This window comes from Kinneretia sp. DJ1R-11, from assembly GCF_025717595.1.
Classification (GTDB): domain Bacteria; phylum Pseudomonadota; class Gammaproteobacteria; order Burkholderiales; family Burkholderiaceae_C; genus Paucibacter_A.
Window position 1 is genome coordinate 214,037 of sequence record NZ_JAJIRR010000007.1, and the last position, 14,118, is coordinate 228,154.

General features: G+C 66.1%; 10 protein-coding genes. 8 read left to right on the forward strand and 2 right to left on the reverse strand.

All coding sequences use genetic code 11. The features are described from left to right. Positions 1-56: 56 nt before the first annotated feature. From mutS to LNV23_RS13905, 8 genes are all read left to right on the forward strand, one after another. Positions 57-2,663, forward strand: a complete 2,607-nt coding sequence (gene mutS / locus LNV23_RS13870) for a DNA mismatch repair protein MutS (protein ID WP_263563497.1) — start codon at positions 57-59, stop codon at positions 2,661-2,663. A 25-nt stretch (positions 2,664-2,688) separates the two neighbouring features. After that, positions 2,689-3,510, forward strand: a complete 822-nt coding sequence (locus LNV23_RS13875) for an alpha/beta fold hydrolase (RefSeq protein WP_263563498.1) — start codon at positions 2,689-2,691, stop codon at positions 3,508-3,510. 88 nt (positions 3,511-3,598) lie between these two features. Further along, positions 3,599-5,242, forward strand: coding sequence for a CTP synthase (gene pyrG / locus LNV23_RS13880; RefSeq protein ID WP_263563499.1), 1,644 nt, complete (start codon positions 3,599-3,601; stop codon positions 5,240-5,242). 13 nt (positions 5,243-5,255) lie between these two features. Beyond that, positions 5,256-6,113: a 3-deoxy-8-phosphooctulonate synthase gene (kdsA, locus tag LNV23_RS13885; RefSeq protein WP_263563500.1), complete on the forward strand. Its 858-nt coding sequence runs from the start codon at positions 5,256-5,258 to the stop codon at positions 6,111-6,113. A 113-nt stretch (positions 6,114-6,226) separates the two neighbouring features. Next, positions 6,227-7,513: a phosphopyruvate hydratase gene (gene eno, locus LNV23_RS13890; protein WP_263517349.1), complete on the forward strand. Its 1,287-nt coding sequence runs from the start codon at positions 6,227-6,229 to the stop codon at positions 7,511-7,513. Positions 7,514-7,619: 106 nt separating this feature from the next. Next, the gene (locus tag LNV23_RS13895; protein WP_263563501.1) at positions 7,620-7,889 is read left to right on the forward strand and encodes a septum formation initiator family protein; all 270 of its coding nucleotides are present in this window, start codon (positions 7,620-7,622) and stop codon (positions 7,887-7,889) included. 61 nt (positions 7,890-7,950) lie between these two features. Continuing rightward, the gene (pnuC, locus tag LNV23_RS13900) at positions 7,951-8,610 is read left to right on the forward strand and encodes a nicotinamide riboside transporter PnuC (protein WP_263563502.1); all 660 of its coding nucleotides are present in this window, start codon (positions 7,951-7,953) and stop codon (positions 8,608-8,610) included. 13 nt (positions 8,611-8,623) lie between these two features. Then, on the forward strand, positions 8,624-9,298 hold the full coding sequence (locus LNV23_RS13905) for an AAA family ATPase (protein WP_263563503.1): 675 nt from the start codon (positions 8,624-8,626) through the stop codon (positions 9,296-9,298). Positions 9,299-9,314: 16 nt separating this feature from the next. On the opposite strand, the gene LNV23_RS13910 is transcribed toward LNV23_RS13905, so the two are convergent. After that, on the reverse strand, positions 9,315-10,388 hold the full coding sequence (locus LNV23_RS13910) for a 6-phosphofructokinase (RefSeq protein WP_263563504.1): 1,074 nt from the start codon (positions 10,386-10,388) through the stop codon (positions 9,315-9,317). A gap of 50 nt (positions 10,389-10,438) precedes the next feature. Then, on the reverse strand, positions 10,439-13,999 hold the full coding sequence (locus tag LNV23_RS13915) for a hypothetical protein (protein WP_263563505.1): 3,561 nt from the start codon (positions 13,997-13,999) through the stop codon (positions 10,439-10,441). Between the last annotated feature and the right edge of the window lie 119 nt (positions 14,000-14,118).

Genomic DNA, 14,118 nt, shown 5'->3' on the forward strand with positions numbered 1-14,118 from the left:
GTCCGAGGGCTTTGTTCATTTCTGACGCCCGCATCACTGCCGCCCGCATCACGACCATGAGCCACGCCCCGGATTTTTCTGCCCACACGCCGGTGATGGCGCAGTACCTGCGCATCAAGCACGAGCACCCCGAGGAGCTGGTGTTTTTCCGCATGGGCGACTTTTACGAGGTCTTTTTCGACGACGCGCGCAAGTGCAACCAGCTGCTCGACATCACACTGACCACCCGCGGCCAGAGCGCCGGCGAGCCGGTGGTGATGGCCGGCGTGCCGGTCAATGCGCTAGAGAGCTACCTGGCCAAGCTGATCAAGCTGGGCGAGGCGGTGGCGATTGCCGAGCAGGTCGGTGATGTAGCCACCTCCAAAGGTCCGGTCGAGCGCAAGGTGGTGCGCGTGGTCACGCCGGGTACGGTCACCGACAGCGAGTTGCTGGCCGACAAGCAGGATTCGGTGCTGCTCTCCGTGGTGCAACAGGGCAAGACCCATGGCCTGGCCTGGTTGTCCATCACCCAGGGCCAGCTGGGCTTGGCCGAGTGCACGGAGCGTGAGCTGCCGTCCTGGCTGGCTCGCCTGAGCCCTGCCGAGGTGCTGGTGGACCGGGAACGCCAGCCCGCCGCGGTGCTGGCCGCCCGAGCGCCCATCACCAACCGCCCGAGCTGGCAGTTCGACACCGCCTTGGGTGCGCGCAAGCTCTGCGAGCAACTCGGCGTGGCCAGCCTGGCCGGCTACAACGCCCAGCAGATGACAGCGGCGCAAGCGGCCGCGGCCGCCCTGCTCAGCTATGCCGAGCACACCCAGGGCCGGGCCCTGGCCCATGTACGTGCGCTCAGCGTGCAGCGCAGCGGCGACTTGCTGGACCTGCCACCGGCCACCCAGCGAAATCTGGAACTGACCCTGACCCTGCGCGGCGAAACCAGCCCCACCCTGCTCTCGCTGCTGGACAGCTGCCGCAGCGGCATGGGCAGCCGCGCCCTGCGCCACTGGTTGCTGCACCCCAAGCGCGAGCGCGCCGAAGCTCTGGGTCGGCACGAGGCCATCGCCGCCCTTCTGCAAGCCAGTCCTGAGCCCGCATTCGGCAAGCTGCGGGATGCCCTGCGCCATGTCTCCGATGTCGAGCGCATCGCCGCCCGCGTGGCCCTGCGCCAGGTGCGGCCGCGAGAGCTGACCGGCTTGCGCGCCACCTTGCGCATCCTGCCCGAGCTTCAGCAAACCGTGCCGGCCGGGGGCAGCGCCTTGCTGGACCAGCTGGCGCAAGGCCTCTTGGCCTCGCCCCATATTGAGGAGCTGCTGAGCCGTGCCATCGCCGAAGAACCCGCCGTGCTGGTGCGCGATGGCGGCGTGATCGCCGGCGGCTTCGATGCCGAGCTCGACGAGTTGCGCGCCATCCAGAACAACTGCGATGCCTTCCTGCTCGACCTGGAAACTCGTGAGCGCGCCCGCACCGGCATTCCGAATCTGCGTGTGCAGTACAACAAGGTGCACGGCTTCTACATCGAGGTGACGCAAGGCCAGGTCGACAAGGTGCCGTTGGACTACCAGCGTCGCCAAACCTTGAAGAACGCCGAGCGCTACATCACGCCCGAGCTCAAGACCTTCGAAGACAAGGCGCTGTCGGCCCAAGAACGTTCGCTGACCCGAGAAAAGCTGCTCTACGAGCTGGTGCTGGACCAGTTGGTCGAAGAGCTGAAGCCGCTGTCCGCCCTGGGCCGGGCCCTGGCCAGCCTCGATGCCCTGGCCGCCCTGGCCGAGCGAGCCTCGACCCTGAACTGGTGCCGCCCCGAGTTCGTCAACCAACCCTGCATCGACATCATCCAGGGCCGTCATCCGGTGGTGGAATCGCGGCTGCGCGAGACCGGCGCGGGCGAGTTCATGGCCAATGACTGCCGGCTCGATGCGCGCACCCGCATGGCCATCATCACCGGCCCGAATATGGGCGGTAAGAGCACCTTCATGCGCCAGGTGGCCCTGATCAGCCTGCTGGCCGCGATCGGCAGTTATGTGCCGGCCAGCGCCTGCCGGCTGGGGCCCATGGATGCCATCCACACCCGCATCGGCGCGGCCGACGACCTGGCCAATGCCCAGTCCACCTTCATGCTGGAGATGACCGAGGGCGCGGCGATTCTGCACAGCGCCACAGAACAGTCTCTGGTGTTGATGGACGAGATCGGCCGCGGCACCTCTACCTTCGATGGCCTGGCCCTGGCCGGCGCCATCGCCAGCCATCTGCACGACAAGAGCCGCGCCTTCACGCTGTTCGCCACCCATTATTTCGAGCTGACCGAGTTCCCGAGCAAGCACCCGCAAGCGATCAACTGCCATGTCGGCGCGGTCGAAAGCGGCGACAGCATCGTCTTCCTGCACGAGATCCAGCCCGGCCCGGCCAGCCGCAGCTATGGCGTGCAGGTGGCGCGTCTGGCCGGCATGCCGGCCTCCTTGGTGCGCCAGGCACGCGCCACGCTGGAAGCCTTGGAGGCCAAGGCCGGAGAAGGCCAGGCCCAGATCGATCTGTTCGCGCCGCCGCCGGCCGCGCCCGAGCCACTGCCTGTCTCGCAAGCGACAAGCGCTTTGAGCCTGGCCATCAATGATGTGGACCCCGACACGCTGACACCGCGCGAAGCGCTGGACCTGGTCTACCGGCTCAAGAAGCTGAGCCAGACCGAGTAGCCACGCAAGCCAAACGCCCACAGGAATGAACCGCACCCTCGTCTTCTCCCACGCCAACGGCTTCGGTGCCGCCTGCTACCGCCTGCACTTCGAGGCCTGGCGCCGCGCCGGCTGGACCGTGCACGCCCTGCCCCAGATCGGCCACAACCCGGCCTATCCGGTCAGCAGCAACTGGCCGCATCTGCGCGACGAGTTGATCGCCTTCATCACCGACGAGGTCAAACCCAGCGGGCCGGTCAGCCTGGTCGGCCATTCCTTGGGGGGCCTGATGAGCTTGATGGTGGCCTGCAAACGGCCGGACTTGGTGCAGAGCCTGGTGATGTTGGACTCGCCGGTGATCAGCGGCTGGCGCGCCCACAGCGTGCACATGGCCAAGGCGACCGGGCTGATCCAGCGGGTGTCGCCGGGCAAGGTGGCCCGCCAGCGCCGCCACGAGTGGCCCAACCGGGCGGCGGTGCAAGAGCACTTCTCGTCCAAGCACAAGTTCGCCCGCTGGGACCCACGCGTGCTAAAGGACTATATCGACGGCGGCTTCGAGGACCGTGAGGGCCTGACCCGTCTGCGTTTCCACCGCGAGATCGAGACCCGCATTTACAACACCCTGCCCCATCATTTGGGAAGCCTGCTGCGCAAACAAGCTCCGCGCTGCCCGATCGGCATCATTGCAGGCACCCAGTCGGATGAAATGCGCCAGGGCGGCGTGGCAGCCAGCAAGGCCTTGGCCCGCCAGCATTTTCGCTGGCTGGAAGGCAGCCATCTGTTCCCCTTCGAGCGGCCCGACGACACCGCCGCCCAGGTGCTTCAACTGCTGGATTCCATGCAGCCTGCCACGCCAGGCCAAGCCTGAATCGCAGGCCCGCGCTCGAGCGACTCGCCGGGCCTCGCTATAATCGCGCTTTACCACCACAGCGTTTTTCACGAGAACGCTGCACGACATGACCAAGTACGTCTACGTCACAGGCGGTGTGGTGTCCTCACTCGGCAAGGGCATCGCATCAGCCTCACTGGCTGCCATCCTCGAATCGCGCGGCCTCAAGGTCACCCTCATCAAACTGGATCCGTACATCAATGTTGATCCGGGCACGATGTCCCCGTTCCAGCATGGCGAAGTCTTTGTGACCGAAGACGGCGCCGAAACGGACTTGGATCTGGGTCACTACGAGCGCTTCATCACCACGCGCATGAAGCGCGCCAACAACTTCACCACCGGACAGATCTACATGTCCGTGCTGGAGAAGGAACGCCGCGGTGACTACCTCGGCAAGACGGTGCAGGTGATTCCGCACATCACCAACGAGATCCAGGACTTCGTCCGTCGCGGCGCCGGTGCCGGCACCCCAGATGCGGTTGATGTGGCGATTGTGGAAATCGGCGGCACGGTCGGCGACATTGAATCCCTGCCCTTCCTCGAAGCGGCGCGCCAGATGAGCTTGAAGGCCGGCCCGAACAATGTCGCCTTCGTGCACCTGACCTATGTGCCTTGGATTGCTGCGGCTGGCGAACTGAAGACCAAGCCGACCCAGCACACGGTGCAGAAGCTGCGCGAGATCGGCATTCAACCGGATGCCCTGCTGTGCCGCGCCGACCGCCGCATCCCCGATGACGAGCGCGAAAAGATCTCGCTCTTCACCAATGTGCCCGAGTACGGTGTGATCTCCATGTGGGACGTCAACACCATCTACAAAGTGCCGCGCATGCTGCACGAGCAGGGCCTGGACCAGCTGATCTGCACCAAGCTGCAACTGAACACCAAGTCGGCTGACCTGAAGCGTTGGGACACCCTGGTCAGCGAGGTCGAGAACCCCGCCAAGGACGTGACCATTGCCATGTGCGGCAAGTACACCGACTTGAGCGATTCCTACAAGTCGCTGAACGAGGCCCTGCGCCACGCTGGCATCCACAACCACTCGCGCGTCAACATCGAGTACGTGGACTCAGAAATGCTCAGCGCCGAGAACATCTCGCAGCTGAAGCAGTTCGACGCCATCTTGGTGCCCGGCGGCTTCGGCAAGCGCGGCGTGGAAGGCAAGATCCTGGCGGCCCAGTACGCCCGTGAACACAAGGTGCCATATCTAGGCATCTGCCTGGGCATGCAGGTTGCTACCATCGAGTACGCCCGCAATATGGCCGGCCTCAGCGGCGCCAACTCGACCGAGTTCGAACCCGAAACCCCGCACCCCGTGATCGCCCTGATCGACGAATGGCAGGACGCCGACGGTTCGATCCAGAAGCGCGACGAAAAGAGCGACCTCGGCGGCACCATGCGCCTGGGCGCTCAAAGCTCAGACGTGGCGCCCGGCACCTTGGCCTTTGACATCTACGGCCCCGTGGTCAGCGAACGTCACCGCCATCGCTTCGAAGCCAACACCCATTACCTGGACAAGCTGCAAAAGGCTGGCCTGGTGATCTCGGCCATCACCCAGCGTGAGAAGCTGACCGAGATGGTGGAGCTGCCGCGCGAGGTGCACCCCTGGTATGTCGGCGTGCAATTCCACCCCGAATTCAAGTCCACCCCCTGGGACGGCCACCCGCTGTTCATCGCCTTCATCAAGGCGGCACTGAACCACAAACAGGCCTGAAGGAAACCTGCCCATGAAGCTTTGCGGTTTTGAGGTCGGCATTGACCGACCTTTCTTCCTGATCGCCGGTACCTGCTCGATCGAGGGCCTGGAAATGTCTCTCGAAGTGGCGGGGCAACTCAAGGAAGCCTGCACGGCTCTGGGCATTCCGCTGATTTACAAAGGTTCCTTCGACAAGGCCAACCGCTCCTCGGGCTCGACCAAGCGCGGCGTCGGTATCGATGCTGGCCTGAAGATCCTCGATGAAGTGCGCCGCCAGCTGCAGCTACCCATCATCACGGACGTGCACGATGAGGCCCAGGTGGCGGAAGTCGCCAGCGTCGTGGACGTGCTGCAGACTCCGGCCTTCCTCTGCCGCCAAACGGATTTCATCCGTGCAGTCGCCAAGTCGGGCAAGCCGGTCAATATCAAGAAGGGCCAATTCCTGGCCCCTTGGGACATGAAGAATGTCATCGACAAGGCCCGCGACGCGGCACGCGAAGCCGGCCTGTCGGAAGACCGCTTCCTGGCCTGTGAGCGCGGCGTGAGCTTCGGCTACAACAATCTGGTGGCCGACATGAGCAGCCTGGCCGAGATGCGCAAGACCGGCGCGCCGGTGGTGTTCGATGTGACCCACTCGGTGCAGAAGCCCGGTGGCCAAGGCACCAGCAGCGGCGGCGCCCGCGAGATGGTGCCGGTGCTGGCCCGCGCCGGCGTGGCCGCAGGCGTGGCGGGCCTTTTCATGGAAACCCACCCGCGCCCGGCCGAGGCCTGGTCCGACGGCCCCAATGCCGTGCCGCTGCAGCGCATGCGCGCCCTGCTCGAACAGCTGGTGGCCTTGGACCGCGTGGTCAAGAGCCAGCCTTTGCTCGAGAACGACTTCTCGGCCTGAATTGGATCGCCCGCCTTGACGGGCGGACCCTGTGCAAGATTGTTCAGCGCCGGTAACTGCCAGCTGGCAAGATGCGCGCCGAACCCGAATTTTTGACCTTTTGGAGAGCTTGAATGAGTGCCATTGTTGATATCGTCGGCCGCGAAATTCTGGACAGCCGCGGCAACCCGACCGTCGAATGCGATGTCTTGCTGGAATCCGGCGTGATGGGCCGTGCCGCCGTGCCCTCGGGCGCCTCGACCGGCTCGCGCGAAGCGATCGAACTGCGTGACGGTGACAAGAGCCGTTATCTGGGCAAGGGCGTGCTCAAAGCCGTCGAACACATCAACACCGAAATCTCCGAGGCCGTGCTGGGCCTGGATGCCTCCGAGCAAGCCTTCCTGGACCGCACCCTGATCGACCTGGACGGCACCGAGAACAAGAGCCGCCTGGGCGCCAACGCCATGCTGGCCGTGTCCATGGCCGTGGCCCGCGCTGCGGCCGAAGAGTCGGGTCTGCCCCTGTACCGTTACTTCGGCGGCATGAACGGCAACCAGCTGCCCGTGCCGATGATGAACGTCATCAACGGCGGCGCGCACGCCAACAACAGCCTCGATCTGCAAGAGCTGATGATCATCCCCGTGGGCGCACCGAGCTTCCGTGAAGCCCTGCGCTGGGGCGCCGAGGTCTTCCACGCGCTGAAGAAGATCCTGCACGACAAGGGCATCTCCACCGCCGTGGGTGACGAAGGTGGTTTCGCGCCCAGCGTGGAAAGCCATGAAGCCGCCATCCAGCTGATCCTGGACGCGATCGACAAGGCTGGCTACACCGCCGGCGAGCAGATCGCCATCGGCCTGGACTGCGCCGCCAGCGAGTTCTACAAGGACGGCAAGTACGTGCTCGAAGGCGAAGGTGGCATCCAGCTGACGGCCCAGGAATGGACCGATATGCTGGCGACCTGGGTCGACAAGTACCCCATCATCTCGATCGAAGACGGCATGGCCGAAGGCGACTGGGACGGCTGGAAGCTGCTGACCGATCGTCTGGGCAAGAATGTGCAGATCGTTGGCGACGACCTCTTCGTCACCAACACCAAGATCCTGAAAGAAGGCATCGAGAAGGGCATTGCCAACTCGATCCTGATCAAGATCAACCAGATCGGCACTCTGACCGAAACCTTCGCCGCCATTGAGATGGCCAAGCGCGCCGGCTACACCGCCGTGATCTCGCACCGCTCGGGCGAAACCGAAGACTCGACCATCTCTGACATCGCCGTCGGCTTGAACGCCGGCCAAATCAAGACCGGCTCGCTGTCGCGCTCGGACCGCATGGCCAAGTACAACCAGCTGCTGCGCATCGAAGAAGACCTGGGTGATGTGGCCGTGTACCCCGGTCGCGCTGCCTTCTACAACCTGAAGTGATCCTGCCCGCCACTCCGCAGCGAGTGGCTGTGTGCCGCGAACGCCGCCAGACCGCCCGGTCTCGCGGCGTTTTTTCATCTTCTCGCGCCTCGGCTAAACTGCGCGCGTGAAAACACTCGGCGTCATCCTCGCGGCCTTTCTCATGCTGATCCAGTACCAGCTTTGGATGGGCAAGGGCAGCCTGCCTCGCGGCGTGCAACTGCGCGCCGAGCTGGCGAGCGTCCAGGCCGCCAATGAACAGGCCCGCGTCCGCAATGCCCAGCTCGAAGCCGAGCTGCGCGATCTGCGTGAGGGCCTGGAGATGGTCGAAGAAAAAGCGCGCTTCGAGCTGGGCATGATCAAGCCCGACGAGATCTACGTGCAAGTGCGCCGCTGAGCCGACGCGCTCACACGCTGCGGCGCCGCCACACACCCCATTCGAGGAGACGCCGTTCCGCATGGACGCCTTGCTGCACCTGCTGCAACCCCTGTTCGCCCCTGCTTTCGAGCTGCTGGGCAGCCCCATCAGCTGGACCGAGTTGATCGCCTTTGTGCTGGCCCTGTGGATGGTGGTCTGCAATATGCGCGTCCACGCCCTGGCCTGGCCCTTGGCCATCATCAGCTCCCTGCTGTATTTCTTGCTGTTCTGGAGCGGCAAGCTCTACGGCGAAGCCAGCCTGCAGTTGGTCTTCGTCAGCGTGTCGCTCTGGGGCTGGTGGCAGTGGCTGCGCGGCAAGGGGGAGGACGGCCAGGCCTTGCGTGTACAGCGGCTGAGCCGACCAGGCCTGGCCCTGTCGGTGCTCGCCACCTTGCTGGCTTGGCCGCTGCTGGGCCTGTTTCTCCAGCACCAGACCGACTCCCAGCTGCCCTACTGGGACGCCTTCCCCACCGTCGCCAGCTTGCTGGGCCAATGGCTGCTGGCACGCAAGTACCAGGAGAACTGGGGCGTGTGGGTGCTGGTCAATGGCGTCAGCGTGGCCTTGTTTGCTTACAAAGGCTACTGGTTGACGGTGCTGCTGTACGCCGTCTTCATCCCCATGTCGGTGGCCGGCTGGCGCGCCTGGGCGCAGCAGCTGCAACAAGGCACGTCGCCGGCTTCGCGCCAGGCTCTGGCCTGAAACTCAGCAGACTGTGCCCGGCCTGCTGATCGCCATCGTCGGTGCGGAAAGCACCGGCAAGTCGAGCCTCGCTCAGGCCCTCCAAGCGGCGCTGAACGCGGCCACCGGCCTGCGCTGTGCGCTCGCACCCGAGGTCTTGCGTGAATGGTGCGAAGCGGCCGGCCGCACGCCGCGGCCCGAGGAACAGGCCGCTATTGCCGAGGCTCAGGCCGCACGCTGCGAGGCCCTGGCCCTGACGGCCGATCTGGTGCTCTGCGACACCACGCCCTTGATGACGGCCGTCTACAGCGAGCTGCTGTTTGCCGACCGATCCTTGCTCGACGCTGGCCTGGCCTTTCATCGCCGCTGCGCCCTGACCCTGCTGACCGCGCTAGACCTGCCTTGGGTGGCCGATGGCCTGCAGCGCGACGGTGCCCATGTGCGCGCGCCGGTGGACGCCGCCGTGCGTCGTGCCTTGATGAGCGCCGGCCTGGGCTGGTCGGTGGTGGCCGGCAGCGGCGAACGGCGTTTGGACGCCGCGCTCAATGCCATCACACCCTTGCTGCTGGCCAAGCGGGCTCCCCCCTTACCGGCCACGGGCTTGTTCAGCCGCCTGCAAGCACGCCAGGACGCCTTGCCCGAATGGCGCTGGGCCTGCGACAACTGCGATGTACCCGAATGCGAGCACCTTTTGAACCGGCGCCGCTGAAAGCAGCTCCGCCGCTTCACTGACCGAGACAGAGCCCCAGGCCTTGAGCCGCTTGCAGCAAGGGGTGATCCAGCGGCACCAGCCGGTTGCGCCCCGCCACATCGGTCAGGGGCACGCTGGTGAACTCGGCCCCCTGCAAGGCCACCATGCGGCCAAAGCGCCGCTCGCGCACCAGCTGGGCCGCAGCCCATCCGAACTGCGTGGCCAGCACGCGATCAAAAGCCGTGGGTGTGCCGCCACGCTGCACATGGCCCAGCAAGGTGGAGCGAACTTCGACCTCGCCGTCTTCCCCCAAGGCCTGCTGCAGTTGCTGCGCCAGCACCGCACCGATGCCGCCCAGGCGCACCGGGTCAGGGCTATCGCTCAACAGTGCCCGCACCACCTGGCTTTGCGCCTGGGCGTGCGCCCCTTCGGCCACGCAGATCAAGGCATGGCCGCCACCGGCCGTGCGGCGCCTGCAATGCTCGATCACCGCCTCCAGCCGGTAAGGCAGCTCGGGCAGCAGGATGGCGTCGGCCCCGCCCGCCAGACCGCCTTCCAGCGCAATCCAGCCAGCATTGCGCCCCATGGTCTCGGCAATCATGACCCGGCCGTGGCTGCGCGCTGTCGTCTCCAGCCGGTCCAGTGCTTCTGACACCACCGCCACGGCGCTGTCGAAACCGAAACTGCGCTCGGTCAGGAACAGGTCGTTGTCGATGGTCTTGGGCACGCCCACCACCGGCAGGCCCAAACGGCTGAATTGCTCGGCAATCGCCATGGTGCCATCGCCGCCAATGGCAACCAGGGCATCGATGCCCTGGGTCCGAACGAAGTCCAGCACGCGCGCCGAGACATCGGCGCCACCCTCGGCGAAGTGATGGAAAGGGTCGCAGCGATTGTGCGTACCGAGAATGGTGCCGCCTTGCGCCAGGATGTCTTGCACATCGGCCAAGGCCAGGGGCCGCAGGCGCTGCTCGATCAGGCCAAGAAAGCCGCGCTCGACGCCGCTGACGCGCGCGCCACACTGCTGGATCAGGGCCAGGCTGACGGCCCGGATCACGGCATTGAGACCGGGGCAATCGCCGCCGCCGGTGAGGATGGCTATGTGCATGCTGGGCCCGCTGTTGTTGTCGTTGCTGCAGTGGCAGCGGCGATTATGGGTCAGCGTGCCAGCAGGAAATACTCAAACAGCTGCGCCCCGCCGGCGCCTCCCAGGGGCACGAGCAAGGCCTTGACCAGGGGTTGCTCAAAGATCGGCGCCAGGGCGCCGCCGCGCTCCTCTTGCACCGAACTCATCAAGCGTTTGAAGGGCTCGATCAGCTTGCGTTGATCCTCATCGCCGCCCATCAGCCAGCGCAGATCGGCCTCCATGCGGCGCAGCGCCCGGCTGCGCGCCTGTTCGGCCGCCTGCTTGAGCAAGACCGCCAGAGCCAGCAGCCCCAGCAGATAGGCGCTCGCGGCCATGGCCACGGGCAGGGTCAAGGACCAGTTGTCGAACAAGCGGCTGCGCCCAACGATCAACAAGGTCAGCACCACAAAAGGCCCCATCACCAAAGGACCGATGCGGGCACTGCGGCGCACCACGACCTGCACATCGATCCAGTCATCGAGCAGGCTGTGGCGGCGCAGCGAGAGCGGCGCGTCGGCACGCAGCGCGGGGTCGGCGGCGATGGGGCGCAGCCACAGCTGCTCATGCGCGCTGCCCAGGCTGGCCGCGAAATACGCCAACGTGGAGCCGGGGTAGACCGTGCGAGCCGCGGTGAGCAGGCGGATGAAGCGGCAAGCCAGCATGGTCGCATCACCGACCGCCACCACCAGCAGCGGCAACAGCACCAGGATGGCATCGAGCGTGAAGCGGATCAGTGCCCGGTGGTCGTCGCCGCGCACCGGCACAGCCGGACCGGCCCCATCGCTGAAACCAAAAAACAGGCCCAGCACCACAGCCAGGGTCAGCACAAAGCCCAGCAGGATGCGCAAGGCCCGCGGCACGCGGCTGCCGCGCCGGCCGTACTGATGCCAGAGGATGCGGAAGTCCACGCTGCCGCCGGCCGGCGCATGCCAGCCTGCCACGCTCAGATGCCGCGACCAGATCCGGCGCATGAAACGCAGCCCGCCTTCACGCGCCGCCACCCCGGCGCGCTTGGGCGCTTGCTCGGGCAGGCGCAACCAAGCGCTTTCCTCGGCCATGCCATGCACGCTGCGCGACCAGGTGGCATCCAGGGTGTCGACGATGGCCAGCAAGGCCAGCAAATGGATCAGGTGCGAGGGCCAGGCGCTGATGCCCTCCAGCCAGGCCAAGGGCTCGCAGTTCTGGCAAGGCGTGGGGGCGGCTTGGCGCAGCATCAGCCCCCACAGCAGCAGCAGGCTCAACCAGCACAGACCCCGAAGAACCCGGTGTGCGCCCGGTGCCATCGCCAGCCCGGTGCGGAACCCGAAACGATGCTCGGGCGCCAGTGACAGCAGCAACAGCAAGGTACTTCCCAGGCTCAAGCCCAGCATGCCGGGCGCGAAACTCAGGCGGCCGGGCCAGAGCATCTCGCTCAAGCTGACCAAAGTGAAGAAGAACAGCCAGGCGTAGAGCGACACAAAGCCCAGCTCGGGCAGGGAAATGCTGGGCGCAAGCACGCCCCCAGCCGGATCCTGCGCAGCCTCCGCCCAACGTCGCTTGATGCAGCGCAGCACCGGCGTGCCGGGCCAGACCAGCAAGCCCAGCAGCATCAGCACCGGCAGGGCCACCGCCACCAAGCGCACGGCATAGGGCTTGCTCGCCGGCCGGCGCTCGAAGGCGTAACCGCTCAGGGCAACGGCAGCGCTTCGGCCCACCTCATAGAGCGAAGGGCGATCCAGCGCTTCCTCGGCCGCGCAGTCTTCGACCGCCCGGCAAGCCTTGCTTCGGCAGCCGGCATGCCGCGCTGCCAGGTAAGCCGAGGATTGGTAGACATCACGCCAGGGCGGGTTGCCGGCGGCCAGATCGGGCGCAGGCAAGCCGACCCGATTCGCCACCGCCTGACAGTGCGCTGAAGGCAGGCGCGGGAACTCCAAGGGCAGGCTGGAAGCGACCAGCAGATTGCGGGTGAAGGTCTGGGTGCGCGGATGCAGAAAACGCGCGTCCATATCGGTGGTGAAGAACACCTTGTCGGCAAAGCTCTCATGCAAGGCCTGCAAGAGGAGCAGCTTGTCATGCACATCGCTAGCCATCAGGCCGATGGCGCCAATAGGCACGGCGCCGACCTTGGCCTCGCTGCGCTGGAGCTGCTGGGCCAGGCGGCGAAGATAGTCGAGTTGATCGCGGGCCTCGGGCCACTCGATACGGGCCTGGGCATCGCTCTTGCCAGCGCCTGCGCCCGACCGCCCGTCGTCGCGGCCGGCGTCGCGTGTGGTGACCCCGTCCAGACCGCGGAAGAAATACAGCTCCTCCAGCTGCAAAGCCGGGTTCTGAGATAGCTTGGCGCGCAGCTGACCGACCAAGGCCTGGGCATAGAGCGAGTCGCGCTCGCCGATCAGCACCACGCGCTGGGGCGAGTCCTTGCTGGCCGCCAGGCGCAGGCTCAGCTCGCCCGTCAACTGGGCCAGCAATTCCTTGTCACTGCTGATCTTGCGAATCAGTCGCACCGGCGGGTCCTGGCGGCCGCCTTGCAAACGACAAAAACGCCAGGCGATGTAGTCTTCCAGGCTGCTGCCGCCCAGCTCGCTGAGCATGTCGTCACTGGCGGTCGAAAAGGGGCTCAGGAGCAAGGCACGGGAGAGATGCCAATAGCCGTCCAGGGAAGGGTCCTGCGTGGACGGCGCTTGGGCCAATGGTCGCTGGCCGGCCGGCAGGGCACAGCTCTCGCGTGAGGCGCGCCCCGGGCCATGGCGCCAAGCGCCGCTGCGCAAATCAGCCAGGGCCACACGCAAGGCGTCCGTGGTGGACGGGCCAATCACCGCCAATGGCGGAGGCGCTTGCCGGGCGGACACCCAGGGCTCGAACAAGGCGTGCAGCATCAAGGCCAGCGAGTCCAACTTGCGCGTAGGCAGGGCCGTCTCATCCACCCAGAGCAAGACCACCTGGCTGTAACGCGAAGCATCGGCGATGTCGGGCACGCCAGACGCCGCTTGCACGGGGCGCGCCGGCGAGGACGTGGCCACTGCCGCACTCAGGGCGCTGGCGGACAGCAACTCATAAGGCACCAGCAAACCGGGCCGCGCGCCGTCGCTGGCAGCCGGCTGGGCACTGAGCTTGGACTCATCGAGCTGCAGCAGGCCCAGACGCTCGGCATTGTCCGGCACATAACCCTTGGCCTGCAGGCCCGCCAACACGGCATAGCGCGTGCGCCGCCGCCCTTCTTCGGCGCCGACAAAGGCATTGCCAGGCACCAGGGCCACCAGCACCAGGGTTTCACTGGAATCCAGATCGTCGTCGCCCATCAGGCGCCGCGACAGCTCTTTGGGCGTGCGCAGCGCCGCCACCGACTTGAGCTTGCAATCGGTGGCCTTGGCCGCGTCTTTGTAGAGCTTGTCGCAGCGCTCCAGGCGCTCGGACTCGTGGCGGCGCACGGCAACAAAAGGGTCCTCCCAGAGCCGCGCCTCGACCTCCAGATCGGCCGCGGTGACCGCTTGCGCCCGCTCCTTCTCGGCCGGCCGCAGCTGATCGAAAGCATGAGGCACCAGCTGGGTGCTGGTGACAAAGGCGACCAGCACCGCCAAGCTGGTCCAGGGAAATCCGCCGCCCTTGTTGTCCATCGTCGCCCTTCCCGGCCCTCGGGCCTGTGCACGGCCCATCGCATGTGGGGCCGGCAGGCAAGGTCGGGGATCAGGGCGGGGACGTCAATCCCACAGTGCTTATTGCCAGAAAGTGAGGC

Coding starts and splice junctions, on each gene's coding strand:
- mutS (WP_263563497.1), top strand. CDS start 57: ATGAGCCACGCCCCGGATTTTTCTGCCCACACGCCGGTGATGGCGCAG.
- LNV23_RS13875 (WP_263563498.1), top strand. CDS start 2,689: ATGAACCGCACCCTCGTCTTCTCCCACGCCAACGGCTTCGGTGCCGCC.
- pyrG (WP_263563499.1), top strand. CDS start 3,599: ATGACCAAGTACGTCTACGTCACAGGCGGTGTGGTGTCCTCACTCGGC.
- kdsA (WP_263563500.1), top strand. CDS start 5,256: ATGAAGCTTTGCGGTTTTGAGGTCGGCATTGACCGACCTTTCTTCCTG.
- eno (WP_263517349.1), top strand. CDS start 6,227: ATGAGTGCCATTGTTGATATCGTCGGCCGCGAAATTCTGGACAGCCGC.
- pnuC (WP_263563502.1), top strand. CDS start 7,951: ATGGACGCCTTGCTGCACCTGCTGCAACCCCTGTTCGCCCCTGCTTTC.
- LNV23_RS13910 (WP_263563504.1), bottom strand. CDS start 10,388: ATGCACATAGCCATCCTCACCGGCGGCGGCGATTGCCCCGGTCTCAAT.
- LNV23_RS13915 (WP_263563505.1), bottom strand. CDS start 13,999: ATGGACAACAAGGGCGGCGGATTTCCCTGGACCAGCTTGGCGGTGCTG.